Here is a 24,999-nt window from a genome sequence, read left to right as displayed (position 1 = left end):
TGATCCGACGGGGAGGCGGCGACGTATGGACGGCGCGCGATCGGTGAACGGTGAGGCGCAGCGGCCGGGTTCGGCTCGTGGGGCGCCTGTCGGCAAGGGGGAGAAGGTCGCCGACTGGGCCGACGGGCGCCTTGGGCTCTACGCGTTGGCCAAGGCCAACATGCGCAAGGTGTTTCCCGACCACTGGTCGTTCATGCTGGGCGAGATCTGCCTGTACAGCTTCGTCATCCTGATCCTCACCGGCGTCTATCTGACCCTGTTCTTCGAGCCGAGCGCCGTCGAGGTCGTCTACCACGGCTCGTACGAACCCCTCAACGGGGTCATCATGACCAGGGCCTACGAGTCGACACTCGACATCAGCTTCGATGTGCGCGGCGGGCTGCTGATCCGGCAGATCCACCACTGGGCGGCGCTCGTCTTCGTCGCCGGCATGCTCATCCACATGATGCGGGTGTTCTTCACCGGCGCCTTCCGCAAGCCGCGCGAGCTGAACTGGGCGTTCGGCTGGACCCTGTTGTTCCTCGGCATCATCACCGGCCTGACCGGCTACTCGCTCCCCGACGACCTGCTCTCCGGCACCGGACTGCGGTTCTCCCAGGGCGCGATCCTGTCCGTCCCGGTCGTGGGGACGTATCTGTCCTTCTTCCTCTTCGGCGGCGAGTTCCCCGGGCACGACATCATCCCGAGGCTCTTCCCGGTCCATGTGCTCCTGCTCCCCGGGATCATGCTGGGCCTGGTGGTCGCCCATCTGATCCTGGTCTTCTACCACAAGCACACCCAGTACCCGGGCGCCGGACGGGACAACAAGTCGGTCGTCGGGATGCCGTTCCTGCCGGTCTACATGGCCAAGGCGGGCGGCTTCTTCTTCCTCGTCTTCGGCGTCCTGACCGTCCTGGGCGGCATCGCCAGCATCAACCCGGTGTGGGCCTTCGGGCCGTACCGCGCGGACCTGGTGACCACGGGCGCCCAACCCGACTGGTATCTGGGATTCTCGGAGGGCCTGATCCGGGTGATGCCGGGATGGGAGATCAACTTCTGGGGCCACACCCTGCAGTTGGGCGTGTTCATCCCCTTCACCCTCTTCCCGCTGATCCTGCTGGCCCTCGGGGTGTACCCGTTCGTCGAGGCGTGGATCACCGGCGACAAACGCGAGCACCACGTCCTGGACCGGCCGCGCAACGTCCCCGTGCGGACCGGCCTCGGGGTCGCCTGGCTGAGCCTGTACGGCGTGCTGCTGATCGGCGGCGGCAACGACATCGTGGCCACGCATCTGCATCTGTCCATCAACGTGATCACCTGGTTCGTGCGGATCTCGGTGTTCGTGGTGCCGGTGCTCGCGTTCGTCGTGACCAAGCGGATCTGTCTCGGGCTCCAGCGCCGCGACCGGGACATGGTCCTGCACGGCAGGGAGACCGGCACCATCAAACGCCTCCCGCACGGCGAGTACGTCGAGGTCCACGAACCCCTCTCCCAGGAGCAGCTGTTCGCGCTCACCCAGCACGAGCAGGAGCCGCCGTACGAGATCGGGCCGCTGGTCGACGCCCATGGGGTGCGGCGGCAGATCAAGGTCTCCCAGCGGGTGCGGGCGCGGCTGGCCAGGGCGATGTTCGGGCCCGAGACCCGGATCGCGAAGCCGACGGCCGAGGAGTACCGGCAGCTCACGAGCGGCGATCACCACCACTGAGGACGACGGCCCGGCACTCCCCGGGAGTGCCCCACGCGGTGCGCAGGGCGCGGGCCTTGGTGAGCCAGAGGGACAGGTCGTACTCCGCCGTGTAGCCGATCGCGCCGTGCAGCTGGAGGGCCGTACGGGCGGTGGCGTACGCCGCCTCGCACGCCGTGACCTTCGCCGCGGCGACGTCCGGCCCGGTCATCGTCAGGGCGGCGCCGAGGACCAGGGGGCGGGCGAACTCCAACGCGATCTTCGCGTCGGCCAGTTGGTGCTTGACGGCCTGGAACGAACCGACCGGCACACCGAACTGGGTGCGCTGCCCGACGTAGGCGACGGTTCTGTCGAGGAGGGCGATGCCGACCCCGAGGGCCTGGGCGGCGGTGGTGAGGCGGGCGAGGGTCAGGGCCCGGGCGAGCGGCGGGGCGTCGGTGAGGAGTTCGCCGCCGGGGTCAAGACGCGTGAGGCGGCGGGCGGGGTCCAGGGAGGCGTGGACCGGGCCGTGGCCCGGGGACAGCCGCAGGCCGTCCGGGGTCAGGGCGAGCCGGATGGTCGCGGTGTCGCCGTCCAGCGCGTACGAGCTGTCGGAGTCGTGGGAGTTGTGGGCGCTGTCGTGGCTGGGCGGGGCGACCGTCGCCATCGACTCGCCCGAGGCCAGTGCGGGGAGGAACCGTTTGGCCGGACCGGGATCGGTGGGCAGGCGCCCCGCCGGGTCGGCGTCGGTGAGCAGCGCCGCCGCCGTCACCGTCTCCACCAGCGGCCCCGGCACCGCATGGCGCCCCAACTCGACGAAGGCGACGGCGAGGTCGACGGGCCTCAGGCCCAGCCCCTCGTACGCCTCCGGGATCGCCAGCGCGAACACGCCCGCGTCCGCCAGGCGGCGCCACAGTGCCCGGCCGCCGGTGTGCTCGCCCCGACTCCAGTCGCGGACCACCGACGGCGTGTCCGCGGCCGTCAGCAGGGCGTCCAGCGTGTCGGCGAACGCGCGCTGTTCGGCGTCCAGGAGGAAACGCATCAGCGGCGTCCCTTCGGCAGGCCCAGCAGGCGTTCGGCGATGATGTCGCGCTGGATCTCGTTCGTGCCGGCGTAGATCGGGCCGGCGAGGGAGAAGACATACCCCTCGGACCACTCGGTGTCCGCCAACTCGCCGTCGGGGCCGAGGAGATCGAGGGCGCTCTCGTGCAGCGCGATGTCGTACTCGGACCAGAAGACCTTGTTCAGGCTGGACTCGGGGCCGATCGAGGCGCCGTCGAGGAAGCGGGAGGCGGCGGCGTAGGTGAAGAGCTGGTAGGCGCGGGCTCCGATGAGGGCGTCGGCCACCCGGTCGCTCGCGTCCCGCGGGCTCCCCTGTGCCTGCCAGAGTGCCGACAGGCGGGCGGCGCTCGCGAGGAAGCGGCCGGGGGAGCGGAGGGTCAGACCGCGTTCGTTGCCCGCCGTCGACATGGCGACCCGCCAGCCCTGTCCGGGCTCGCCGATCACGTCCTCGTCGGGGACGAACACCTCGTCCAGGAAGAGTTCCGCGAAGGCCGGCCTGCCGTCGAGACGGCCGATCGGGCGGACCGTGACACCCGGGGCGCGCAGGTCGAACATCAGGTAGGTCAGGCCCTGGTGCGGCCTCGGGGCGTCCGGCTCGCTGCGGAACAGGCCGAACGCGCGGTCCGCGAAGGCCGCCCGCGACGACCACGTCTTCTGGCCGCTCAGCAGCCAGCCGCCGGCCGTGCGCACCGCCCTGGAGCGCAGCGACGCCAGGTCCGAACCCGCCTCCGGCTCCGACCAGGCCTGCGCCCAGACCACCTCCCCGGTCGCCATCGACGGCAGCACCCGCGCGCGCTGCTCCGCGGTGCCGTGGTCGAAGAGGGTCGGGGCGAGGAGGCTGACGCCGTTCTGGCCGACCCGGCCGGGGGCGCCCGCCGCGTGGTACTCCTCCTCGAAGAGGAGCCAGCGGATCAGACCCGAGTCCCGGCCGCCGTACTCCGCGGGCCAGTTGACGACCGCCCAGCGGGCGGCCGCGAGTTCGGCCTCCCACGCGCGGTGCGCGGCGAAGCCCTCCTCGGTCTCCAGGGAGGGCAGGGCGGTGGCCGGCACATGCGCGTCCAGCCAGGCCCGGGCCTCGGCGCGGAACTCCTCGTCGGCGGGGGAGTGGGCCAGATCCACGGTCGCCTCCTTCGCGTGAGACCCTCGACAAGACCTTCCCTAACAAGTGTTTGGTAGGTTAGCGTGCTGCCATGACAGACGTCGAGGCTCCGGCCTACGTTCCCGGGCACGGACTGCTCGGCGGGCGCACGGCCGTCATCACCGCGGCGGCCGGCGCCGGGATCGGCGGAGCGACCGCCCGCCGCTTCCTGGAGGAGGGCGCACGCGTCCTGATCAGCGACGCGCACGCCCGGCGGCTCAAGGAGCACGAGACCGAACTGAGCCGCGCGTTCCCGGGGGCCGTGGCGGCGGTCCCCTGTGACGTCACCGACGAGGCACAGGTGCGGACCCTGTTCGACACCGCCGTACAGGAACACGGCCGACTGGACATCGTCGTCAACAACGCGGGCCTCGGCGGGACGTCGACCCTGGTCGACATGACCGACGACCAGTGGTCGAGGGTGCTGGACGTGACCCTGAACGGCACCTTCCGCTGCACCCGGGCAGCCCTTCGCCTGATGCGCGACACCGGCGGGGTGATCGTCAACAACGCCTCCGTCGTCGGCTGGCGCGCCCAGGCCGGGCAGGCGCACTACGCCGCGGCCAAGGCGGGCGTGATGGCGCTGACCCGGTGCGCGGCCATGGAGGCCGCCGAGTTCGGGGTGCGCGTCAACGCCGTGTCGCCGAGCCTCGCCCTGCACCCGCACCTGGTGAAGGTGACCTCGGCGGAACTGCTGGAGGAACTGACCGCACGGGAGGCCTTCGGGCGGCACGCCGAACCCTGGGAGGTGGCCAACGTGATCGTGTTCCTGGCGTCCGGCTACTCCTCGTACCTGACGGGCGAGGTCGTCTCCGTCAGCAGCCAGCACGCGTGACGACCGGAGCCAGCATGCCTAGGACAATGGGCCCGTGCCGACCAAGAAGAACCCCCAGGTGACCGCCGCGCCCGCGCGCCGCCGCGAACTCCTCGACACCGCCGCCGAGGTCTTCGCCGAGCAGGGCTACAACGCCACCACCGTCCGCAAGATCGCGGACCACGCGGGCATGCTCGCGGGCAGCCTCTACTACCACTTCGACTCCAAGGAATCGATGCTGGAGGAGATCCTGCGGACCTTCCTCGACGAGCTCTGGGACGGCTACGACACCGTCCTCGACGGCGAGTTCGGGCCGCGCGAGACCCTCGAAGCCCTGGTCACCGAGTCGTTCCGGGAGATCGACCGGCACCGCGCCGCCGTCGCGATCTACCAGAAGGAGAGCAAGCACCTGGTCGCGCAGGAGCGGTTCGCGTTCCTCGCCGACTCGCAGCGCAGGTTCGAGAAGGCGTGGCTGGCCACGCTGGAGCGCGGGGTCGCCGCCGAGGTGTTCCGCGCGGACCTCGACGTCCGGCTCACCTACCGCTTCGTGCGCGACACCGTGTGGGTCGCCGCGTCCTGGTACCGGCCCGGCGGACAGCACAGCCCGGAGGAGATCGCCCGGCAGTACCTCTCGATGGTGCTGGACGGGATCGCCGTACGCGAATGACACCTTTCAAGTGCCCCTTTACGTGAGGGAGTTGCCATGGCCGAGGCCTACATCGTCGAAGCGGTCCGGACGCCCGTCGGGCGGCGCGGGGGAGGACTCGCCGCGGTCCATCCGGCCGACCTCGGCGCGCATGTCCTCAAAGAGCTGGTCGGGCGCGTCGGGGTCGACCCGGGCGCCGTCGAGGACGTCGTCTTCGGCTGCCTGGACGCCGTCGGACCGCAGGCCGGGGACATCGCGCGGACCTGCTGGCTGGCCGCCGGACTGCCCGAGGAAGTGCCAGGGGTGACCGTCGACCGGCAGTGCGGCTCCTCCCAGCAGGCCGTGCACTTCGCCGCGCAGGCCGTGCTGTCCGGGACGCAGGACCTGGTCGTCGCCGGCGGCGTGCAGAACATGTCGCAGATCCCGATCGCCTACGCGACCCGGCAGGCCGCCGCGCCCCTCGGCTTCACCCAGGGCCCCTTCGCGGGCAGCGAGGGCTGGCGGGCGCGGTACGGGGACCGGGCGGTGAACCAGTTCGCCGGCGCCGAGATGATCGCCGGCAAGTGGGGCATCAGCAGGCAGGACCAGGAGGAGTTCGCACTGCGCTCGCACCGGCGGGCCCTGCGGGCCGTCGACGAGGGCCGCTTCGAACGGGAGATCGTGGCCTACGGCCAGGTCGCCGTCGACGAGGGCCCGCGCCGGGACACCTCACTGGAGAAGATGGCCGCCCTGAAGCCCGTCATCGACGGCGGCACCGTCACCGCCGCCTGCTCCTCGCAGGTCTCCGACGGGGCGGCGGCCATGCTGCTGGCCTCGGAGCGGGCGGTACGCGAGCACCGCCTCACGCCCCGCGCGCGCGTGCACCATCTCTCCGTGCGCGGCGAGGACCCCATCCGCATGCTGACCGCGCCCATCCCGGCCACCGCCCACGCCCTGAAGAAGACCGGTCTCTCCCTGGACGCCATCGACCTCGTCGAGATCAACGAGGCCTTCGCACCGGTGGTCCTGGCCTGGCTGAAGGAGACGGGCGCGGACCCGGAGAAGGTCAACGTCAACGGCGGCGCGATAGCGCTGGGCCATCCCCTCGGCGCCACCGGCGTCAAACTCATGACGACCCTGCTGCACGAACTGGAGCGCACGGGCGGCCGGTTCGGACTGCAGACCATGTGTGAGGGCGGAGGACAGGCGAACGTGACGATCATCGAGAGGCTGTGAGCCGGGCCCGGACCTCCGTCGCCTCCTTCATGATCCGTTCCACCAGCTCCGCGCACGACGGCAGGTCGTCGATCACCCCGGCGACCTGCCCGGACGCCATCACCCCCAGATCCGTACGGCCGTCCACCATCGCCGACCTCAGCAGCATCGGCGTGTTCGCGGCGAGCAGGACCTGGCTCCAGGTCAGGTCCTTGCCGTGCTTCATGGCGAGGCCGTCGCGGACCAGTTGGTGCCAGGTCAGTCCGGACAGCTTGCGGAAGCCGGCCGCCCTGCGCACCGCCTGGAACAGGGCCCTCGTACGCCCGGCGCGCTCCAGCGCGTCCACCAGGTCGGTGCGGAGCATGCGGTGCGGCAGGCCGTCGACCGCCCGGGTCACCGTCACGTCCTTCACCGTCGCCGCCAGATAGCGGGCCTTCACCGCGTCCGGCACCGTCGAGTCCGAGGTCAGCAGGAAGCGGGTGCCCATGGCGACGCCCGCCGCCCCGTAGGCCAGCGCCGCGACCAGGCCCCGCCCGTCGTGGAAACCGCCCGCCGCGACGACCGGGATCCGCACCGCGTCCACCACCTGCGGCAGCAGGACCGTGGTCGCCACCTCGCCGGTGTGCCCGCCGCCCTCGCCGCCCTGCACGATCACCGCGTCCGCGCCCCACGCCGCGACCTTCTCGGCATGACGCCGGGCGCCGACGGAGGGGATCACCACGACCCCCGCCTCCTTCAGCTCGGCGATCAGCTCGGCGGAGGGCGCGAGGGCGAAGGACGCGACCCGCACCCCCTCCTCGACGAGGATCCGCACCCGGTCGCCCGCGTCCCCGGCGTCCGCCCGCAGATTTACCCCGAACGGCTCGTCCGTACGGGACTTGACCTCGCGTACGGCGTCCCGCAGCCGGTCGGTCGTCATCGTCGCGGACGCCAGAACGCCCAGCGCGCCCGCGTTCGCCGACGCGGACACCAGGCGCGGCCCCGCCACCCAGCCCATACCGGTCTGCACGATCGGGTGGCGGACCCCGACGAGCCGGGTCAGCGCGGTCTCCATCAGTCCCGGGCCTCGCGACGCAGGGTCGCCTCCGGGTCGGCGACCTCGCGGTACCTGGTGCCTTTCGGGTCGATGACCTCGCGGATCAACTCCAGCTCCTGGGCGGTCGGTTCACGGGTGTACGGCACCTCGTCCCCGACGTGCAGCGCGAACCCCGTCGCCTCCCGCACCTGCTCGACGGTGACACCCGGGTGCAGCGAGGCGAGGCGCATCGCGTGGTCCGGGGTGGCGAAGTCGAAGACGCCGAGGTCGCTGACCACACGCGGGACGCGGTGGAAGCGGGTGGCGCTGGGGCCCGCGGCGGCGGCACGGTCGTACCCCACTCCGCACACCATGTCGACGCGCTCCACGAAGACCCGCGTCGAGTGCCTGGGGATCCAGTAACTGGTCGGGTTGTTGAGCGTGTTGACCGGCGCGCCGCGCACCCCGAGCAGCTGGCGCGCGGGCCTGGCCCAGTCGCCGACGCAGGAGATGTTCTGGTTGCCGAAGCGGTCGATCTGGCTCGCCCCCATCATCACGTGCCGCCGCCCGCCGGTGACCATCGCCAGATGCTGCCGGTACGGCAGCCAGCCCTCCGGTGTGCCGTCGAGGCCGACGAGCATCGCCTCGCCGTCGGTCAGCAGCAGGTCGGGCGAGAAGGTGCGCTTGGCGAGGCGGGCCCCGACGGCCGGGATCAGGCCCATCGGACTGGCGAGGATCTCGCCGCTGTCCCGCCAGGCCTCGGCGCAGGCGATCACGCAGTACTCGGCACGGGTCACCCCGGCCGCTTCCGCCGCCCAGGCCCCCCGGGTGGTCTCCTCGGCCGCTCCGGTCCCCTTGGCCACCTCGCTCACGACTCCTCCCCGGACGCTGCCCGGTGGTCCCGCTCGTCCCCGGCGAGATAGCCCGCCGCGAACTCCGGCCAGGGCGTGGTCGCATACCGTTTCTGGAACGCCTCGTCCCGTCCGTAGTCGGGGGCGCAGGACGTGAAGTGCGCGCCGCCGGGGGCCTCCACGACCCCCGTCACCACATGCCGCTTGAGCAGCAACGTCTGCGGTGCGGCCGCCTTCGTCAACTCGGCCGTGTCGAGAAGCCGTTCACAGGACACGTACGCCGTGTCCGCCGCCTCGCAGAACAGGTCGTCGAAGTACGGGTCCGGGCCCAGGTACTGCCCGTTGCCCAGCCGGTCGGCCCGGTTGACGTGCACCAGGGCCGCGTCCAGGCGCAGGGCGGGCATCGCGACGAACGTCTCCCCGTCTTCGTACGGTGAAGTCACCGTACGCAGACCGGGGTTGACCCGCATCACGTCCGAGCCGAGACCGGCCCGCACCGGCAGGAACGGCAGCCGGTTGGCGGCGGCGCGCAGCCCCCACATGAACATCGCCTCGTCGATCTCCGTCAGTTCGAAGGCACCGCGCTCACGGGCCGCGCGGTAGTGCGGTTCCAGGGGGATCGAGTCGAGGGTGACGAAGGCGGCGACCAGCCTGCGGATCCGCCCGGCCGCCGCCAGCATGCCGACGTCCGGGCCGCCGTACGACACCACGGTGAGGTCGGTGACCTCCGACCGCAACAGCGCCCGTACCAGGGCCATCGGTTTGCGGCGTGAGCCCCAGCCGCCGATGCCGAGGGTCATGCCGCTCTCCAGCCGGGAGACGGCCTCCTCGGCGGTCATCGTCTTGTCACTCACCCGAACCCCCCTCGTTGCCTTCCCTGCCGAAGGTGTCGCGTACCCGGTCGGCGACCCCGCCGAGGTTGGCCTCGAAGGTGAAGCCCTGCTCGAAGCGGTAGCTGCGGCGCACGTCGACCGGGTCGATGCCGTTGATGGCCGCCTTGGCCAGCCGGATCAGCTCCCCGTCCTTGGCGGCGATCTCCCCCGCCAACTCCAGTGCCGCCGCCGTCAGTTCACCGCGCGGCACCACCCGCCACACCGAGCCGTGCGCGTGCAGCTCGGCGGCGGTCGCCGTACGCGAGGTGTAGTACAGCGCGCGCATGAGGTGCTGCGGGACCAGCCGGGCCAGGTGGGTGGCCGCGCCCAGCGCGCCCCGGTCCAGCTCGGGCAGCCCGAAGACGGCGTCCTCGCTCGCCACGATCGCGTCCGCGTTGCCCACGAGCCCGATCCCGCCGCCCAGACAGAAGCCCTGCACGGCCGCGACGACCGGCACCTCGCACTCGTACACCGCCGCGAAGGCCTCGAAACAGCCGCGGTTGGCGCCGATCAGCGCCTGCCGGCCGCGCGCCTGGATCTCCTTGATGTCCACGCCCGCGTTGAACCCCCGCCCCGCGGCGGCCAGCACCACACACCGGATGTCGGGATCCCGGCCGGCCGCGCGCACCGCGTCGGCGAGCGCGAACCAGCCGTGCACCGGCAGGGCGTTGACGGGCGGGAAATCGACCGTGACTACCGCGATTCCCTTTTCGGGCCCCTTTTCCGGGGACGAGGTGGAGACACCCATGGAAGCATCAGCTACCTTTCCACCAAACGTTTGTTAGGTGGAAAGGTAGCAGCGAATGGAGCTGGACGGGAAGGTCGCCGTCGTCACGGGCGGCACCCGGGGCGTGGGCGCCGGCATCGCACGCTCCTTCGCACGGGCGGGCGCCGAGGTCGTGGTCTGCGCCCGCAGGCCACCGGAAGTCCCCCTGCCCAGAACCGAGTTCAGGGCACTGGACGTACGGGACACCGACGCCGTACGGGAGTTCTTCGCCCAACTGCCCCGGCTCGACGTCCTCGTCAACAACGCGGGCGGCGCCCCCTACCGCAGACTCGCCGACGCCGAACCCGAGCGCCACGCACGCGTGATCGAGCTCAACCTGCTCGCCCCGCTCACCGTCTCCCTCGCCGCCCACGCACACCTCAGACGCGCCCGGGGCTCGGTCGTGATGATCGGCAGCGTCAGCGGCAGCCGCCCCTCGCCCGGCACCGCGGCCTACGGAGCCGCCAAGGCGGGACTGGAGAACCTCGCCCGCTCGATGGCCGTGGAATGGGCGCCCGAGGTACGGGTCAACACCCTCGTCGTCGGCATGGTCCACACCGAACTGGCCCACCTCCACTACGGAGGCGCCGAGGGCGTCGAGGCCGTCTCGCGCACCGTCCCGCTCGGCCGGCTCGCCCAGCCCGCCGACGTGGGCGCGGCGGCCGTCTTCCTCGCCTCCGACGCGTCCGCGTACATCAGCGGGGCGAGCCTGCACGTGCACGGGGGAGGGGAGCGGCCCGCGTTCCTCGACGCCGCGACCGCCAACAAGGAGGAGACGTGAGAGGAGACGTGGGATGACAGGAATCTGCGAGGGCAGGGTGGTGGTCGTCACCGGCGCCGGACGCGGGCTCGGGCGGGCGCACGCCCTCGCGTTCGCCGCCGAGGGCGCCCGCCTCGTCGTCAACGACCTCGGCGTCGGCCTCGACGGCACGGCCGGCACCCTCGGCGCCGACAGCCCGGCCGCCCAGGTCGCCGCCGAGATCCGCGCGGCGGGCGGCGAGGCTCTCGCCCACGGCGCCGACATCGCCACCACCGAGGGCGCCGCCTCCCTCGTCCGCACCGCGCTGCAGACGTACGGCCGCCTCGACACCCTCGTCAACAACGCCGGGTTCCTGCGCGACCGGATGCTCGTCAACCTCGACGAGGACGACTGGGACGCGGTCGTACGCGTCCACCTGAAAGGCCACTTCCTGCCGCTCAAGCACGCCGCGGCACACTGGCGGACGGAGGCGAAATCGGGCCGGACACCCGTGGCACGGGTCGTCAACACCAGCAGCGGGGCAGGGCTGTTGGGCTCGCTCGGACAGGGGAACTACAGCACGGCGAAGGCCGGGATCCTCGCCCTGACGCTCGTCGCCGCCGCCGAACTCGCCCGCTACGGCGTCCAGGTCAACGCCATCGCCCCGGCCGCCCGGACCCGGATGACCGAGGAGACCTTCGCGGGGACGATGGCGGCACCCGAGTCGGGGTTCGACGCCATGGCCCCCGAGAACGTGTCGCCGCTGGTGGTCTGGCTCGGCTCGGCGGCGAGCACCGGGGTCACCGGGCGGATCTTCGAGACCGAGGGCGGCCGGATCACCGTCATGGAGGGCTGGCGGCCGGGGCCGAGCGCGGACAAGGGCGCACGGTGGACGCCGGCCGAGGCCGGCGACGTCACGCGGGAACTCCTGGCGCGGGCGGAGGTTCCGGGCCCGGTGTACGGGGCGGGGTAGCCGTGTCAGCCGTTCCCGGTCGGGTCCCCGGGCGCGACCAGCCCCGTCTCGTAGGCGAGCACCACGGCCTGCACCCGGTCCCGCAGGTCCAGCTTCGACAGGATGCGGCCGATGTGGGTCTTGACCGTGGTCGGGCTGAGGAACAGCCGGTCCGCGAGCTCGGCGTTGCTCAGGCCCGTCGCGAGAAGCCGCAGCACCTCCAGCTCACGCGGGGTCAGGCCGGACAGGTCACGGTGCGGGGCCGGCGGCCGGAGCTCCTCGCGGTGGGCGAAGCGCTCGATGAGACGGCGGGTGATGGCGGGCGCGAGAAGGGCGTCGCCGGACTGCACGAGGCGCACGGCGGCCACCAGGTGCTCGGGGGTGACGTCCTTGAGCAGGAAGCCGCTGGCACCGGCGGTGAGCGCGGCGTAGACGTAGTGGTCGAGGTCGTAGGTGGTCAGGATGATGACGCGCAGCGGGGACACCCCGGCGTCGTCCCCGCCGCTGCCGTTGCCGATGTCTCTGCCGACGTCTCTGCCAACACCCCGGTCTCTGTCGGCGAGGATCCGTCGGGTCGCCTCGATGCCGTCCATCCCCGGCATCCGGATGTCCATGAGGACCACGTCGGGCCGGGTGCGCCGGACCGCGTCGACCGCCTCCGCCCCGTCGGCCGCCTCGGCCGTCACCTCGATGCCGTCCGCGGCCAGGATCATCCCGAAGCCGGTCCGGACCAGGGCCTGGTCGTCGGCGATGACCGCGCGCAGCGCCGGGGGCCCCTTCACACCGACCGCCACGGAACCAGGGCCCTGACCCGGTAGCCGCCGGCGAGGGTCGGACCGGCGGTCAGCTCACCGTCGTAGACCGCGAGACGTTCGCGCAGCCCGATCAGCCCGCGGCCGTTGCCGTCGGCCGGGGAGGCGTCACGGACGGCGCCGGTGTCGGTCACCTCGATCTCCAGCCGGTGATCGGTGTAGCCGATCGTGACGTCGGCGTCGGCGCCCGGAGCGTGCTTGATCGTGTTGGTCAGCGCCTCCTGCACCACGCGGTACGCGGCCAGGTCCACCCCCGGCGGCAGCGGCTGCGGCGGCAGCGACACCGCGACCCCGACCGGGGTCCCGGCCGCGCGCACCCGCTCGATCAGCGCGTCGAGCCGGCCGAGCCCGGGCTGCGGCTCCAGACCGTCCGCGGGACTGTCGGCCTGCCCGGTGTCCGGGGCCGCCAACAGGCCCATCACATGCCGCAGTTCGGCCATCGCGGCCCGGCCCCCCGCCTCCACCGCGAGCAACGCCTCCTTCGACCGGTCCGGTGCCACGTCCATCACCTTGCGGGCCGCCCCCGCCTGGATGACCATCACACTCACATTGTGGGTCACGACATCGTGCAACTCGGTCGCGATCCGGGCCCGTTCCTCCTCGACCGCCCGGCGCATGGACTGCGCCTGCGCCCGCTCCAGCTCCGCGATCTCGTCCCGGCCGGCCGCGAGCCGCCGCTGCCAGAACCGGACCGTCCCGGCCAGCATCCCGGCGACCAGCAGCACGACCACCGGACTCGACCACCCCGGCAGCACGGGATCCGTCCGCCGGAACGCCAGACCGGCCGGCAGCGCGGCGACCGCCAGAGCGGCTACCGCCAGCCCCCGGTACCGGCTGTGCTTCACCGCGCTGTACGCGCCGATGACACAGGTCAGCACCGTGATCCAGGTGGCCCGGTCCCCGATGCCCAGCGCCCCGGCCAGCACCACCCCGAACGCCGCCAGCGGATACCGGCGCCGGGCCGCGAGCGGCAGCGCCGACATCAGCACGAGCGGCCAGGGCAGGCCGGAGTCCGGCTCCGGCACGATCCGCACCCCCGGCGCCGGCGGATAGGGCGGGACGGGCACCCCGAACTCGTCCCTCGGCACGACGAACGCCGGCCCGTCCCCGGGATACCGCGCCGCCAAGACCAGCGCGAACACAGTGAGTACGACCGCCAGCACCACGTCGGCGGTCGCCGCCCGCCGGGACAGCGGGGCACCCTTCGCCTCCGGCCGCAGCGATTCCCTCAGCGTGTCCCGCAGTTGGCGGCGCCGACCGGGCCGCTCCTCCGTCTCCATCGGCTCATTGTGTGGCCCCCACGCCCCGGCCGCGTCCGCCTGGACGACCAGGACGCCCATCACGCCGCCCCCCAGGCGTACTTCGCAGGGATGACCTTCCGGCCGGGTCCTCCGCGGGAAGGGCCGCATGTCGGTGCCCCGGCCGACGCGCCCGAGGAGCCGCCGCCCCTACCTTCGCCGGGACCGGCACACCCGCGCCGGCCCGGGCGACCGTAAGGACGGACGACTCCCATGACCCCTGTGATCGAACTGGCGGGCGTGGCCAAGCGCTACGACAGCGCCGGCCGGCCCGCGCTCGGACCGCTCGACCTCTCCGTCGCCCAGGGCGAGGCACTCGCCGTCACCGGCCCCTCCGGCAGCGGCAAGTCCACCCTGCTGAACCTCGTCGCCGGTCTCGACCGGCCGACCGAGGGCACGGTCACCGTCGCCGGGCGGCGCGTCGAGGGGCTGAGCGAACACGCGCTGGCCCGGTTCCGCCGCGAACGCATCGGCATGGTCTTCCAGTTCTTCAACCTGCTCGACGACCTCACCGTCACCGACAACATCCAGCTCCCCGCCCAACTCACCGGCACCGCACGCCGCCAGGCCGCCGCCCGCGCCGGCGAGCTGATGGAGGTCCTCGGCATCCAGAAACACGCCCGCGCCTACCCCGGCCGGCTCTCCGGCGGCGAACGCCAGCGGGTCGCGGTCGCCCGCGCCCTGGTCAACCGGCCCGCGCTGCTGCTCGCCGACGAGCCGACCGGCGCCCTCGACACCGCCTCGGGCAAGGACGTCCGGGATCTGCTGGTGGACCTGCACCGCAGCGGCCAGACCATCGTCCTGGTCACCCACGACCTGGCCCTGGCACAGGCGTGCGCGAGCCGCACGATCCACCTCGTGGACGGCCATCTCGCCCTCGACACCGAGGCGGAGGCCGTCCGATGAGGCGCAACCCGATGAGAGGCACTCCGGCGGGCGGCACCCCGAGCGCCACCTCGACCAGCGGTACTCCGGAAAACGCCACCCCGACGAGCGGCACCTCGGCGGACGGCGCTCCGACGAGCGGCACCCCGGCGAAGCACACGCGACGCCTGCGCGGTCTCGGCACCGGCCCGCTCGGCCGGGTCGTCCGCTCCGGGGTGGGCTGGCGCCGCGTCCAGACCGTGGTGATCGCGGTGGCCGTGATGATGGCCGTGGCCTCGGCCGTGGTCGCCGGCTCGCTGATGGTCGCCGCGGACGCGCCCTTCGACAAGGCCTTCGCCCGGCAGCACGGCCCGCATCTCACCGCGGAGTACGACCCGGCGAAGGTGAGCACGGCCCAACTGGAGGCCACCGGCCGGCTCGACGGCGTCACCGCGACCGCGGGACCCTACCCCGCCACGAGCATCCGCCCGACGGACGGGGGCGGTGGACATCTGCGGCCCATCACCCTGGTCGGGCGCTCCACCCCGCACGCCGACGTGGACGACCTCGACCTGTCCTCGGGCCGCTGGCCGACGAAGCCCGGCGAGACCGTGCTCACCAGCCAGGTCGCCGGGCCCGTCTTCACCCTCGGCACCGAACTGAAGACCTCGGACGCCGCCGACGCCACCACCCTGACGGTCGTCGGCATCGCCGTCTCGGCCGGCCGGACCGCCGACGCCTGGGCGACCCCCGCCCAGGTCAGGGCACTCGCGTCGAAGGACACCCAGGTCACCTCCCAGATGCTCTACCGCTTCGACTCCGCGGACACCGGCGGCCAGATCACCGCCGCCCGCAAGGAGATCGCCGCCGCCCTGCCGAAGGGAGCGCTCCTGGGCACCACGTCCTACCTGGAGACCAAGCGCGCCGCCGACTCGAACGCGGCGCCCACCATCCCGTTCCTCATCGCGTTCGGCGTCCTCGGCATCGCGATGTCGCTGATCATCGTCAGCAGTGTGGTCAGCGGCGCCGTCGGCACCAGCCTGCGCAGGATCGGCATCCTCAAGGCCATCGGCTTCACCCCGCGCGAGGTCGTCCGCGCCTATGTCGCCCAGGCACTCCTGCCGGCCGGCGTCGGCATCGCGCTCGGTGTCGTCCTGGGCAACCTGCTGGCCCTACCGCTGCTGGAGGACACCGGAGAGGCGTACGGCACGCCCTCGCTGACGGTGGCCTGGTGGGTGGACGTCCTCGTCCCGGCCGCCGCACTGCTCGTCGTGGGCATCGCGGCGCTGGTCCCCGCCCTGCGGGCCGGACGGCTGAGCACGGTCGAGGCCATCGCGGTCGGCCGCGCGCCCCGCACCGGACGCGGCCAGTGGGCGCACCGGACGGCGGGCCGGCTGCCACTGCCCCGGGCGGTGACCTACGGCCTCGCGGCCCCCTTCGCCCACCCGGTCCGGACCGCCGCGATGATGCTCGCGGTCGCCTTCGGCACGGTCGCGGCGACCTTCGCGGTCGGGCTGACCTCGTCCCTGAACGCGGTCGGCGCGGCACAGGACCCCGAGAACAAGGCGGCGGTCAGCGTCTTCACCGGCGCCGGACCCAACGCCCCGCAGACCGGCCCCGGCCCCGGCCCCGCCGCGGGCACGTCGCAGACACCGGACGCCGCCGACCCGGCACGCGTGCGTGCCGCCATCGCGGCGCAGGACGGCACCGCCTCCTCCTACGGCAAGGGCCAGGCGGACGTCACCGTCGCCGGGTTCTCCGGCCCCGCCCGGGCCACCCTCTACCAGGGCGACTCCCGCTCCGGCGCCTACGAGATGATCTCCGGCCACTGGCTCACCGGCACCGGGCAGGCCGTCGTGCCCTCGGGCTTCCTGAAGAAGACCGGCAAGGAGCTAGGCGACCCGCTCCGCGTCACCCAGGCCGCACAGACACGGACCCTGCGCATCGTCGGCGAGGCCTTCGGCAACTCCTCGGACGACGAACTGGAGATCTACGCCGACATGGCCGACTTCCCGGCGGCCGAGCCCGGCGTGTACCTCGTCGACGTGAAACCGGGCGTCTCCGCCAGTGACTACGCCCGGGAACTCGCCGCGACGGTCCAGCCCCTGGGCGGCGACGCGCATGTCAACTCCGCTTCCGAGCAGGACAACTTCGTCCTCATCCTGAACGCGATGGCCGCACTGCTCACCCTGATGCTGGTCTCCGTGGCGGGCCTCGGCGTCCTCAACTCCGTGGTCCTCGACACCCGCGAACGCGTCCACGACCTCGGCGTCTGCAAGGCGATCGGCATGTCGCCCCGGCAGACCGTGAGCCTCGTCCTCGCCTCGGTGGCCGGGATCGGCGTCCTCGGCGGACTCGTCGGCGTACCGGCCGGATACGCGCTGCACGCCTACGTGGTGCCGCTGATGGGCCACGCCGCGGGCACCGACCTGCCGTCCTCGGTCCTCGACGTCTACGACCCCGGGCCGCTGGTCCTGCTGGGGCTGGCCGGCCTCACCATCGCCCTGCTGGGCGCACTGCTCCCGGCGGGCTGGGCGGCGAAGGCCCGCACGGCCACGGCACTGCGCACCGAGTAGCGACAGCCTGCGCCGGACGGACACTGCCGGGGGAGGGGCCCTGGCCGCCGGGGGACAGCCACTGGCCGACGGAAGCAGACACGGGACCACGGCGGCAGGCACGGACGGCCACGGCACTGCGCACCGAGCAGCGACAGCCTGCGCCGGGTGGACGCTGCCCGAGGAGGGGACCTGGCTGCCGGGGGACAGCCACTGGCCGACGGAAGCAGACACGGGACCACGGCGGGGCAGGCGCGGACGGACGGCGGCAGGCACGGGTCCACGAGGGCAGGCCTCAGGTGTCGCACTCCAGCACAGTCCGGCACAGCGAGCACCGCGCCCGCACCCTGCCCCGCACCGGCACCCTGATCCGCTGGTGGCAGGTCGGGCAGGGGAAGGAGACCCGGAGCCGGCCGCCGGTGTCGGGGGTGAAGCTGTAGGGGACGCCCGGCCCGGGGCCGGTCCCGGGACCGGCCCCGGGGGCGTGGCGCCGGTCGCGGGCATAGCGGCGGCGCCCCGCCCAGCCGGCCGCGGTCAGCGGAGGCTGCTGCTCGTCCTGGCGGGCCCGGGCCATGCCCTTGACGTACGCCGTGTAGGCCTGCGGGCTGGTGAACCACACCGACGGGTCCTCGCCGAACACCAGGGCCCGCTTGGCCAGGACGTAACCGAACTCCTCCGGCGTCAGATAGCCGAGCTTCTGGGACGACGCCGCGTCCTCCCGGTAGGCGTCCAGCAGCAGCCAGCCCGCGCCCAGATAGGCCGCCGCCGTGTCGGTGAGGATCTCGTTGTCCCGGGTGCCGGGGAACGACAGGTCCAGGCGGTGCAGATAGACGTGCATCACCTCGTGGGCGAGGGCCGCGCCGATGTCCCGCCGATGGGTGCGGAACCGGTCGTTCAACTCGACGAAGTACTCGGGGCCCGCGGCGAGTTCGACGTTCGCCGCATGCTTCATCTCCCGGAAGCCCACGACCATACGGGCATCGGGCAGCCGGTAGTGCCGCACCAGCTCACGCGCCACCCGCTGCGCCCCCAGATGCAGGTCGTCGGTGTCGCAGAACGCCACGTCGACGGGGGCCACACTGCTCGCGAACGTCTGGACGGTGTCGTACGACAACCGCTTGTACAGCGCGGTGACGGCGGCCCGCACCGTCTCCAGATGCGGGTAGCCGTGCTCGACCGGTCCGTCGTTCGCCACGCCCGTACCCCCAAGAGGCCGTGAACCCGATTCCACTCTACGGCGACCCGCCCCTACGGCGACGCGGGCGGATTCCCCCCGGCCGGATCCACCGGCAGGGGCCGCAGCACGGGCGGTGTCGCCGACGCGCCTTCCCACTCCAGCACCCACACCTCGTTCTCCCCCTCCCGCAGGACCGGACCCGGCACATACAGCGACCGCTGCGGGCCCGCGGACCAGTACCGCCCCAGGTTGAAGCCGTTGATCCACACGAAGCCGCGGATCCGGCCCGGCAGCTCCAGACAGGCGTCCCCGGCACCGCGCACGGTGACCGTCCCCCGGTACAGGCCGGGGCCGCCGTCACCGGGCGGCTCCCCGAAGGCGATGCCCCCGATGTCGTCCAGGGCGTCCAGACGCAGCCCCCGCGCGCGGACCCCGTGCAGGAACTGCCGCTCGTGCAGGAGGCCCCCCGTGACACCCTTGGCCTCACCGGAACGCGGACCGTAGTTGACCCTCCCCAGGGACTCCACCCACAGCTCCACGCGCGCGTGCCCCGCGACGGGCTCCTTGAGCCGGTCGTCGTCCTCCGTGAGCACCCCGGCCCGCTCCCCGTCGACGTACACCACCGCCAGGTCCCGCAGTCCGCGCACGGTCAGCGGGTAGGGCCGCCGCGGCCCCGGCACCGTCACCTCGTACCGCACCAGCCCCCGGTCCACGTCCAGCTCCTCGAAGGTCGGCGGCACGGCGTAGGTGCCCTCCGGGCCGCCACGGGCGTCGAGGACGGACGCCGGCGACGCCCAGCCGTCCAGGCGCACCTCGGCCGGCCCGGCCAACACCGGCGGCGCGGGCGGCGGTTCGGGCAGCGGGCCCTCCGCGTACCCGGCGAGGACCTCGCGCAGCCGCCAGAACTTCTCCGTGGGCCTGCCGTACTCGTCGACCGGGGCGTCGTAGTCGTACGACGTCACATCCGGCTCCAACGGCCCGTCGTGCAACTCACCGCCACCCCGGTTGGCCCCCGACCAGCCCGCGAAACTGGTGCCGCCGTGCGCCATGTACAGATTCACCGAGGCACCGCACTCCAGGATCTCCCGCAGCTCCGCCGCCACCTCGCCGGGATCCCGCACCGCGTGCTCGCCACCCCAGTGGTCGAACCAGCCGCACCAGAACTCCATGCACATCAGCGGCCCGTCCGGGCGGTGCCGCCGCAGCGCCCGGAACGCCCCGCGCGCGTGGGAGCCGAAGTTCACCGTGGCGAGCACCCCCGGGACCGAGCCGCCGGTCAGCATGTGGTCCTCCGGGCCGTCCGACGTGAACAGCGGCACCGTGATTCCCGCCGCCCGCAGCAGATCCACCAGCCGGACCAGATACTCCGCGTCCGACCCGTAGCTGCCGTACTCGTTCTCGACCTGCACCATGATCACCGGACCGCCCCGGTCCACCTGCCGGGACACCACCTCCGGAAGCAGCCGCCGGAACCAGTCCTCCACAGGTCGTAGAAAACGCGCGTCACGCGTGCGGGGACGCCCCCTCAGCCAGTGCGGCAGCCCACCGTTCTCCCACTCGGCACAGATGTACGGCCCCGGCCGCACGATCGCCCACAGCCCCGCCTCCCGGGCCGCGTCCAGGAACCGGCCCAGCGCCGCCACGTCCCGGAACCCGCCCGGACGCGGCTCGTGCAGGTTCCACGGCACATACGTCTCCACGCAGTTCAGGCCCATCGCCCGCAGCATCGCCAGCCGGTGCCCCCACTGCGCCTCGTGCACCCGGAAGTAGTGCAGCGCACCGGACAACAGCCGCACCGGCCGCCCGTCCAGCAGAAAGTCCGTGTCCCCCACCGTGAACTCGCTCATACACTCCACCCTCGGGCCTGCCGGTGATCAGGTCCATGGACAAAGACCGGCACCGCTTGGACACAAAGGCGACCGCCGGCCCGCCCCGGACCATCGCCCACACCACCGCCCACAGCACCGCCGGGAGGAGCACGGATGTACCACACCTGGATGCGGTTCCTCACGCCCGGCCCCGCCCACCACCGGCTCGGCCTGGTCTGTCTCGGCGTCGGCCTCCAGTACGGCGCCCTGCCCACCGTCGGCCCCCGCACCCTCGACAGCCACGTCGCCGTCGTCATCAGCTCCGGCACCGGCTGGTACGCCACCCCCGACGGCCGCCGCACCCCCGTCACCGCCCCCGCCCTGCTCTGGCTCACCCCCGGCATCCCGCACCACTACGCACCCGACCCCGGCGCCGGCTGGGACGAGGGCTTCGTCGGCTTCGCCGGCCCCGCCACCGCCTCCTACACCGAACTCGGCTACATCGAACCCGACCGCCCCCTCGTCCCCCTCTCCGACGCCACCGGCCCACGCGCCGTCATCGCCCGCATCGCCCGCGCCGCCCGCCGCGACAACCCCCTCCTCGAAGTGGAGACCGGCGCCGCCGTCCACGAACTCCTCGTCGCCCTCCGCCGCGCCCGCGCCGACCTCGCCCCCGACGGCGACCTCGTCCTCAAAGCCCTCGCCCGCGACGCCTTCACCCCCCTGACCGTCGCCGACCACGCCACCCGGCACGGCATGACCACCGCCGAACTGCGCACCGCCGTCCGCCGCGGCGCCGGCTGCAGCCCCAAGGACTACCTCCTCGGCATCCGCCTCGGCCGCGCCAATGAACTCCTCGCCGCCACCGAACTGCCCGTCGCCGCCGTCGCCCGCCGCGTCGGCTACGACGACCCCGCCTACTTCTCCCGCCTCTTCACCCGCCGCGTCGGCATGCCACCCGTCCGCTTCCGCGCCCAGGAGAGCCGCCTCGTCCCCGGCGGCTGGAGCAACCAGGTCCCCGATCCCGACGATCCACCCATGATCGAACGCCCACCCGCCCCGTAATGTGGTCGCCCATGACCACCAGCAACACCCGCACCGACGCCGTCGACCCCGCGGTCCGCGAGGAACTCGCCCGACTCCGCGACAGCATCGACAACATCGACGCCGCCGTCGTCCACATGCTCGCCGAACGCTTCAAATGCACCCAGCAGGTCGGCCACCTCAAAGCCGGACACCGACTGCCGCCCGCCGACGCGGCCCGCGAGGCCCGCCAGATCGAACGCCTGCGCACGCTCGCCGAGAACGCCAAGCTCGACCCGGCCTTCGCTGAGAAGTTCCTGAATTTCATCATCGCCGAAGTGATCAGACACCACGAGCGCATCGCCGAGGACACCACCAACACCACTCCGCCCTTGGCGAATTGACCTCGCACGACACCCCCGGGGACGTGACACGGGGGCCCGCGAGGGGCATGCTGCGCTGTGCACTCCTTGTCAGCTGACGAGCACTGCCCGTCAGCTCCTCGGACATAAACTGGGTCGTCCAGCTGTCCACGAGGGAGGGACGTCGGGCCATGCCGTCGGATGCCAGGATCCTCATCGTCGACGATCACGAGGACACGCTGTACGCCCTCGAAAGCGCCCTCGCCCCACTGGGCTACCGCCTCGCCCGCGCCACCAGCGGCGACGAAGCCCTCAAACAGGTCCTGCGCGGCCAGGTCGGCCTCCTCCTCCTCGACGTCCGCATGCCCGGCGTCAGCGGCCTCGACGTGGTCCGCTACATGCGCCGCCTCGAACAGACCCAGCACATTCCCGTCATCCTCCTCACCGGCTTCGGCGCCGACCACGAACTCACCTCCACCGCCTTCGGACTCGGCGTCGCCGACCTCGTCATGAAACCCATCGACCCCTGGGCCCTGCGCACCAAGGTCCGCTACCTCTTCGACGCCCACCAACGCCACCTCGCCCTCGAACACGAGGTCCGCGAACTGCACGCCCTCATCAAGGGCCACACCGAACCCGACGAACCCCCCGGCCGCGCCGCCCTGCCCCACCCGGACGCCCGGGTCCCCGTCCAACGCGGCCAGGGAACGCACACCGGAGAGCTCGAACAGGACCGGACATAAGCCGCGTACCGATCCGCCTCTGTGCCATGTCAGCGCCATCAGGCAGCATGTCCTGCATGTCCGTACTGACGCGCGACGAAGCGCAGACCCGTGCCAAACTCCTGGACGTTCACCGCTACACGATCGACCTCGATCTGACGGCCGGGGACGACACCTTCACCTCCCACACCGCGATCCGGTTCACCGCGCGCGCCGATGCGGACACCTTCGTCGAGCTCAAGCCCGCCGAACTGACCTCCGCCACCCTCGACGGACACCCCCTCGACCCCGCCACCCTCGACGGCAACCGCCTCCCCCTCACCCACCTCACCGCCGGCGACCACGAACTGCACATCGCCGCCACCATGCGCTACTCCCGCACCGGCGAAGGCATGCACCGCTTCACCGACCCCACCGACGGCGAGACCTACCTCTACACCCAGCTCTTCATGGAAGACGTCCAACGCGTCTTCGCCGCCTTCGACCAACCCGACCTCAAGTCCGTCTTCGAACTCACCGTGAAGGCCCCCGAAGCCTGGACCGTCCTCGCCAACAGCACCACCGAACACCTCGGCGACGGCCGCTGGCAGGCCGCCCCCACCCCCCTCATCTCCACCTACCTCGTCGCCGTCGCCGCCGGCCCCTGGCACTCCCTACGCACCGAACACCGCGGCCTGCCCTTCGGCCTCCACTGCCGCCGCTCCCTGGCCCCCCACCTCGACACGGACGCCGACGAACTCTTCGAGATCACCAAGCAGTGCTACGACCGCTACCACGAGAAGTTCGAAGAGCCCTACCCCTTCGACTCCTACGACCAGGCGTTCGTCCCCGAGTTCAACGCCGGCGCCATGGAAAACCCCGGACTCGTCACCTTCCGCGACGAATTCGTCTACCGCTCCGCCGTCACCGACACCGAACGCCAGACCCGCGCCATGGTCATCGCCCACGAAATGGCCCACATGTGGTTCGGCGACCTCGTCACCCTCCAATGGTGGGACGACATCTGGCTCAACGAGTCCTTCGCCGAATACATGGGCTACCAGACCCTCACCGAAGCCACCCGCTTCACCGACACCTGGACCGACTTCGGCGTCGTCCGCAAAGCCTGGGGCTACGACGCCGACCAGCGCCCCTCCACCCACCCCGTAGCCCCCGACCCCGACGCCGTCCCCGACACCGCGTCCGCCATGCTCAACTTCGACGGCATCTCCTACGCCAAGGGCGCCTCCGCCCTGCGCCAACTCGTCACCTGGCTCGGCGAGAAGGACTTCCTCGCCGGCATCAACACCCACTTCGCCCGCCACCGCTTCGCCAACGCCACCCTCGCCGACTTCATCGACTCCCTCGCCGCGAGCACCGACCGCGACGTCCACGCCTGGGCCCACACCTGGCTCCGCACCACCGGCGTCGACACCCTCACCCCCCACATCACCCCCGGCGACGACGGCACCTGCACCCTCACCGTCGACCACACCGGCACCCGCCCCCACCGCATCGCCGTCGGCCTCTACGACCAGGACGTCACCGGCGAGGACCGCCGCCTCGTCCTGCGCGAACGCCTCCACCTCGACATCCCGCAGACCGCACCAGGCGAACCCCACCCCATCGGCAAACGCCCCGCCCTGCTCCTCCTCAACGACAACGACCTCACCTACGCCAAGGTCCGCTTCGACACCCGCTCCTTCGACACCATCCAGACAGCCCTCTCCGGCCTGCCCGACCCCCTCACCCGCGCCGTCGTCTGGAACGCCCTGCGAGACGCCGTCCGCGACGGCGAACTCCCCGCCGCCGCCTACCTGGACGCCGCCCGCACCCACCTCCCACGCGAAACCGACCTCGCCCTCGTCCAAGGCGTCCTCGCCTTCGCCACCACCCAGATCACCGACCGCTACCTCACCCCCGAGGACCGCCCCGCCGCCCTCGCCACCCTCAACACCCTGTGCCGCGACCTCATCCGCCGCACCGAGGACGGCGACCACCCCGGCCTGCGCCTCATCGCCGTACGCCACCGCATCGACGTCGCCGCCCACCCCGACACCATCGCCGCCTGGCTCACCGACGGCACCGTCCCCGGCGGCCCCGAACTCGACCCCGAACTCCGCTGGCGCGTCCTCGCCCGCCTCGCCGCCCTCGGAGCCACCGACGAGAGGGCCATCGCCGCCGAACTCGCCCGCGACCCCAGCGCCACCGGCCAGGAAGGCGCCGCCCGCTGCCGGGCCGCCCTCCCCGACGAGCAGGCCAAACAGCGCGCCTGGGAGGCGATGTTCACCGACGACACCCTCTCCAACTACCTCTTCACCGCCACCGCCCGAGGCTTCTGGCAACCCGAACAGGCCGACCTCGTGGCCCAGTACGTACCCCGCTACTTCCAGGACGCCGTCACCCTCGCCGCCCGCCGCGGCCCCGCCATCGCCGACGCCGCCGGCCGCTGGGCCTTCCCCGTCCACGCCGTCGACCCGCACACCCTCCGCCTCGGCGAACAGTGCCTGAACGACGGCGAACCCATCCCCGCCCTCCGCCGCAAACTCGCCGACCAACTGGACGACCTGGCACGGGCATTGCGCGTACGCGAGGCATAGACAGAAATGACGGCCACAGAGGGACACAGAACACGGGCATAGGCGGACACAGAAGACAGCCACAAACAGGACCCGCACCGGGGCACGACCGACAACAGCCGTCGGCCG

Annotated in this window: 22 protein-coding genes; 12 read left to right on the top strand and 10 right to left on the bottom strand. The window is 72.4% G+C overall.

Translation table 11 applies throughout. The features are described 5' to 3' along the window. Nucleotides 1-25: 25 nt before the first annotated feature. Entirely contained in the window at nt 26-1,684 is a 1,659-nt protein-coding gene (gene qcrB / locus ACZ5VD_RS24410; RefSeq protein ID WP_468683270.1) for a cytochrome bc1 complex cytochrome b subunit, read from the top strand. On the opposite strand, the gene ACZ5VD_RS24405 is transcribed toward qcrB, so the two are convergent. Both ACZ5VD_RS24405 and ACZ5VD_RS24400 read right to left on the bottom strand, forming a co-directional pair. Continuing rightward, complete coding sequence (locus ACZ5VD_RS24405) at nt 1,659-2,684, bottom strand: acyl-CoA dehydrogenase family protein (protein ID WP_468683269.1); 1,026 nt, start codon at nt 2,682-2,684, stop codon at nt 1,659-1,661. The genes qcrB and ACZ5VD_RS24405 overlap by 26 nt on opposite strands. Next, complete coding sequence (locus ACZ5VD_RS24400; RefSeq protein WP_468549481.1) at nt 2,684-3,823, bottom strand: acyl-CoA dehydrogenase family protein; 1,140 nt, start codon at nt 3,821-3,823, stop codon at nt 2,684-2,686. Before ACZ5VD_RS24400 ends, ACZ5VD_RS24405 begins: the two co-directional genes overlap by 1 nt. A gap of 71 nt (nt 3,824-3,894) precedes the next feature. On the opposite strand from ACZ5VD_RS24400, the gene ACZ5VD_RS24395 reads away from it, so the two are divergent. Genes ACZ5VD_RS24395 through ACZ5VD_RS24385 form a run of 3 tightly spaced genes read left to right on the top strand, consistent with a single transcriptional unit; the run spans nt 3,895 to nt 6,517 of the window. Beyond that, nucleotides 3,895-4,677, top strand: coding sequence for an SDR family oxidoreductase (locus tag ACZ5VD_RS24395; protein ID WP_468549482.1), 783 nt, complete (start codon nt 3,895-3,897; stop codon nt 4,675-4,677). A gap of 34 nt (nt 4,678-4,711) precedes the next feature. After that, complete coding sequence (locus ACZ5VD_RS24390) at nt 4,712-5,323, top strand: TetR/AcrR family transcriptional regulator (protein ID WP_468549483.1); 612 nt, start codon at nt 4,712-4,714, stop codon at nt 5,321-5,323. 36 nt (nt 5,324-5,359) lie between these two features. Further along, nucleotides 5,360-6,517 carry an acetyl-CoA C-acetyltransferase gene (locus ACZ5VD_RS24385; protein ID WP_468683267.1) on the top strand — a complete coding sequence of 386 codons (1,158 nt, stop codon included), beginning with the start codon at nt 5,360-5,362 and terminating at the stop codon, nt 6,515-6,517. Here ACZ5VD_RS24385 and ACZ5VD_RS24380 read toward each other — a convergent pair. From ACZ5VD_RS24380 to ACZ5VD_RS24365, 4 genes are all read right to left on the bottom strand, one after another. Then, complete coding sequence (locus ACZ5VD_RS24380; RefSeq protein WP_468683266.1) at nt 6,501-7,550, bottom strand: NAD(P)H-dependent flavin oxidoreductase; 1,050 nt, start codon at nt 7,548-7,550, stop codon at nt 6,501-6,503. The genes ACZ5VD_RS24385 and ACZ5VD_RS24380 overlap by 17 nt on opposite strands. Continuing rightward, nucleotides 7,550-8,308 (bottom strand): CoA-transferase subunit beta, encoded by a 759-nt coding sequence (locus ACZ5VD_RS24375; protein ID WP_468683360.1) that lies wholly within the window; start codon nt 8,306-8,308, stop codon nt 7,550-7,552. The genes ACZ5VD_RS24380 and ACZ5VD_RS24375 overlap by 1 nt, the downstream gene beginning before the upstream one ends. 71 nt (nt 8,309-8,379) lie before the next feature. Continuing rightward, a complete protein-coding gene (locus ACZ5VD_RS24370; protein ID WP_468549486.1) occupies nt 8,380-9,216 on the bottom strand; it encodes a CoA transferase subunit A in 837 nt (278 codons plus the stop codon). After that, entirely contained in the window at nt 9,209-9,982 is a 774-nt protein-coding gene (locus ACZ5VD_RS24365; protein ID WP_468549487.1) for an enoyl-CoA hydratase family protein, read from the bottom strand. The genes ACZ5VD_RS24370 and ACZ5VD_RS24365 overlap by 8 nt, the downstream gene beginning before the upstream one ends. Before the next feature lie 55 nt (nt 9,983-10,037). On the opposite strand from ACZ5VD_RS24365, the gene ACZ5VD_RS24360 reads away from it, so the two are divergent. Both ACZ5VD_RS24360 and ACZ5VD_RS24355 read left to right on the top strand, forming a co-directional pair. Then, nucleotides 10,038-10,781 (top strand): SDR family oxidoreductase, encoded by a 744-nt coding sequence (locus ACZ5VD_RS24360; protein ID WP_468549488.1) that lies wholly within the window; start codon nt 10,038-10,040, stop codon nt 10,779-10,781. Nucleotides 10,782-10,794: 13 nt separating this feature from the next. Then, a complete protein-coding gene (locus tag ACZ5VD_RS24355; RefSeq protein WP_468549489.1) occupies nt 10,795-11,712 on the top strand; it encodes an SDR family oxidoreductase in 918 nt (305 codons plus the stop codon). A 5-nt stretch (nt 11,713-11,717) separates the two neighbouring features. Here the strand turns inward: ACZ5VD_RS24355 and ACZ5VD_RS24350 are convergent, their stop codons facing one another. Together ACZ5VD_RS24350 and ACZ5VD_RS24345 are read right to left on the bottom strand one after the other, a co-directional pair. Beyond that, nucleotides 11,718-12,485: a response regulator gene (locus ACZ5VD_RS24350; RefSeq protein ID WP_468683264.1), complete on the bottom strand. Its 768-nt coding sequence runs from the start codon at nt 12,483-12,485 to the stop codon at nt 11,718-11,720. Beyond that, nucleotides 12,470-13,783, bottom strand: coding sequence for a sensor histidine kinase (locus ACZ5VD_RS24345; RefSeq protein ID WP_468683262.1), 1,314 nt, complete (start codon nt 13,781-13,783; stop codon nt 12,470-12,472). Before ACZ5VD_RS24345 ends, ACZ5VD_RS24350 begins: the two co-directional genes overlap by 16 nt. A 231-nt stretch (nt 13,784-14,014) precedes the next feature. Between ACZ5VD_RS24345 and ACZ5VD_RS24340 the strand changes: the two genes are divergently transcribed. After that, nucleotides 14,015-14,707, top strand: coding sequence for an ABC transporter ATP-binding protein (locus ACZ5VD_RS24340; protein WP_468549492.1), 693 nt, complete (start codon nt 14,015-14,017; stop codon nt 14,705-14,707). 11 nt (nt 14,708-14,718) lie between these two features. Continuing rightward, nucleotides 14,719-17,241 (top strand): ABC transporter permease, encoded by a 2,523-nt coding sequence (locus tag ACZ5VD_RS24335; protein ID WP_468683261.1) that lies wholly within the window; start codon nt 14,719-14,721, stop codon nt 17,239-17,241. Nucleotides 17,242-17,515: 274 nt separating this feature from the next. Here ACZ5VD_RS24335 and ACZ5VD_RS24330 read toward each other — a convergent pair whose 3' ends face one another. Both ACZ5VD_RS24330 and ACZ5VD_RS24325 read right to left on the bottom strand, forming a co-directional pair. Continuing rightward, on the bottom strand, nt 17,516-18,415 hold the full coding sequence (locus tag ACZ5VD_RS24330; protein WP_468683259.1) for a hypothetical protein: 900 nt from the start codon (nt 18,413-18,415) through the stop codon (nt 17,516-17,518). A 53-nt stretch (nt 18,416-18,468) separates the two neighbouring features. Beyond that, on the bottom strand, nt 18,469-20,244 hold the full coding sequence (locus ACZ5VD_RS24325) for a glycoside hydrolase family 35 protein (RefSeq protein ID WP_468549495.1): 1,776 nt from the start codon (nt 20,242-20,244) through the stop codon (nt 18,469-18,471). A 135-nt stretch (nt 20,245-20,379) separates the two neighbouring features. Here ACZ5VD_RS24325 and ACZ5VD_RS24320 point away from each other — a divergent pair, with 135 nt between their 5' ends. From ACZ5VD_RS24320 to pepN, 4 genes are all read left to right on the top strand, one after another. Next, nucleotides 20,380-21,270, top strand: a complete 891-nt coding sequence (locus ACZ5VD_RS24320) for a helix-turn-helix domain-containing protein (protein ID WP_468683257.1) — start codon at nt 20,380-20,382, stop codon at nt 21,268-21,270. 11 nt (nt 21,271-21,281) lie between these two features. Further along, the gene (locus tag ACZ5VD_RS24315; RefSeq protein ID WP_468549497.1) at nt 21,282-21,632 is read left to right on the top strand and encodes a chorismate mutase; all 351 of its coding nucleotides are present in this window, start codon (nt 21,282-21,284) and stop codon (nt 21,630-21,632) included. A 149-nt stretch (nt 21,633-21,781) separates the two neighbouring features. Further along, nucleotides 21,782-22,333: a response regulator gene (locus tag ACZ5VD_RS24310; RefSeq protein ID WP_468549498.1), complete on the top strand. Its 552-nt coding sequence runs from the start codon at nt 21,782-21,784 to the stop codon at nt 22,331-22,333. A 56-nt stretch (nt 22,334-22,389) separates the two neighbouring features. Beyond that, on the top strand, nt 22,390-24,891 hold the full coding sequence (gene pepN / locus ACZ5VD_RS24305) for an aminopeptidase N (protein WP_468549499.1): 2,502 nt from the start codon (nt 22,390-22,392) through the stop codon (nt 24,889-24,891). The last annotated feature ends 108 nt before the right edge of the window (nt 24,892-24,999 follow it).

The organism is Streptomyces sp. NPDC032822 (genome assembly GCF_055578825.1).
The sequence above is the reverse complement of the archived record's forward strand: the minus strand, read 5'-3'. Positions and strand labels throughout refer to the sequence as shown.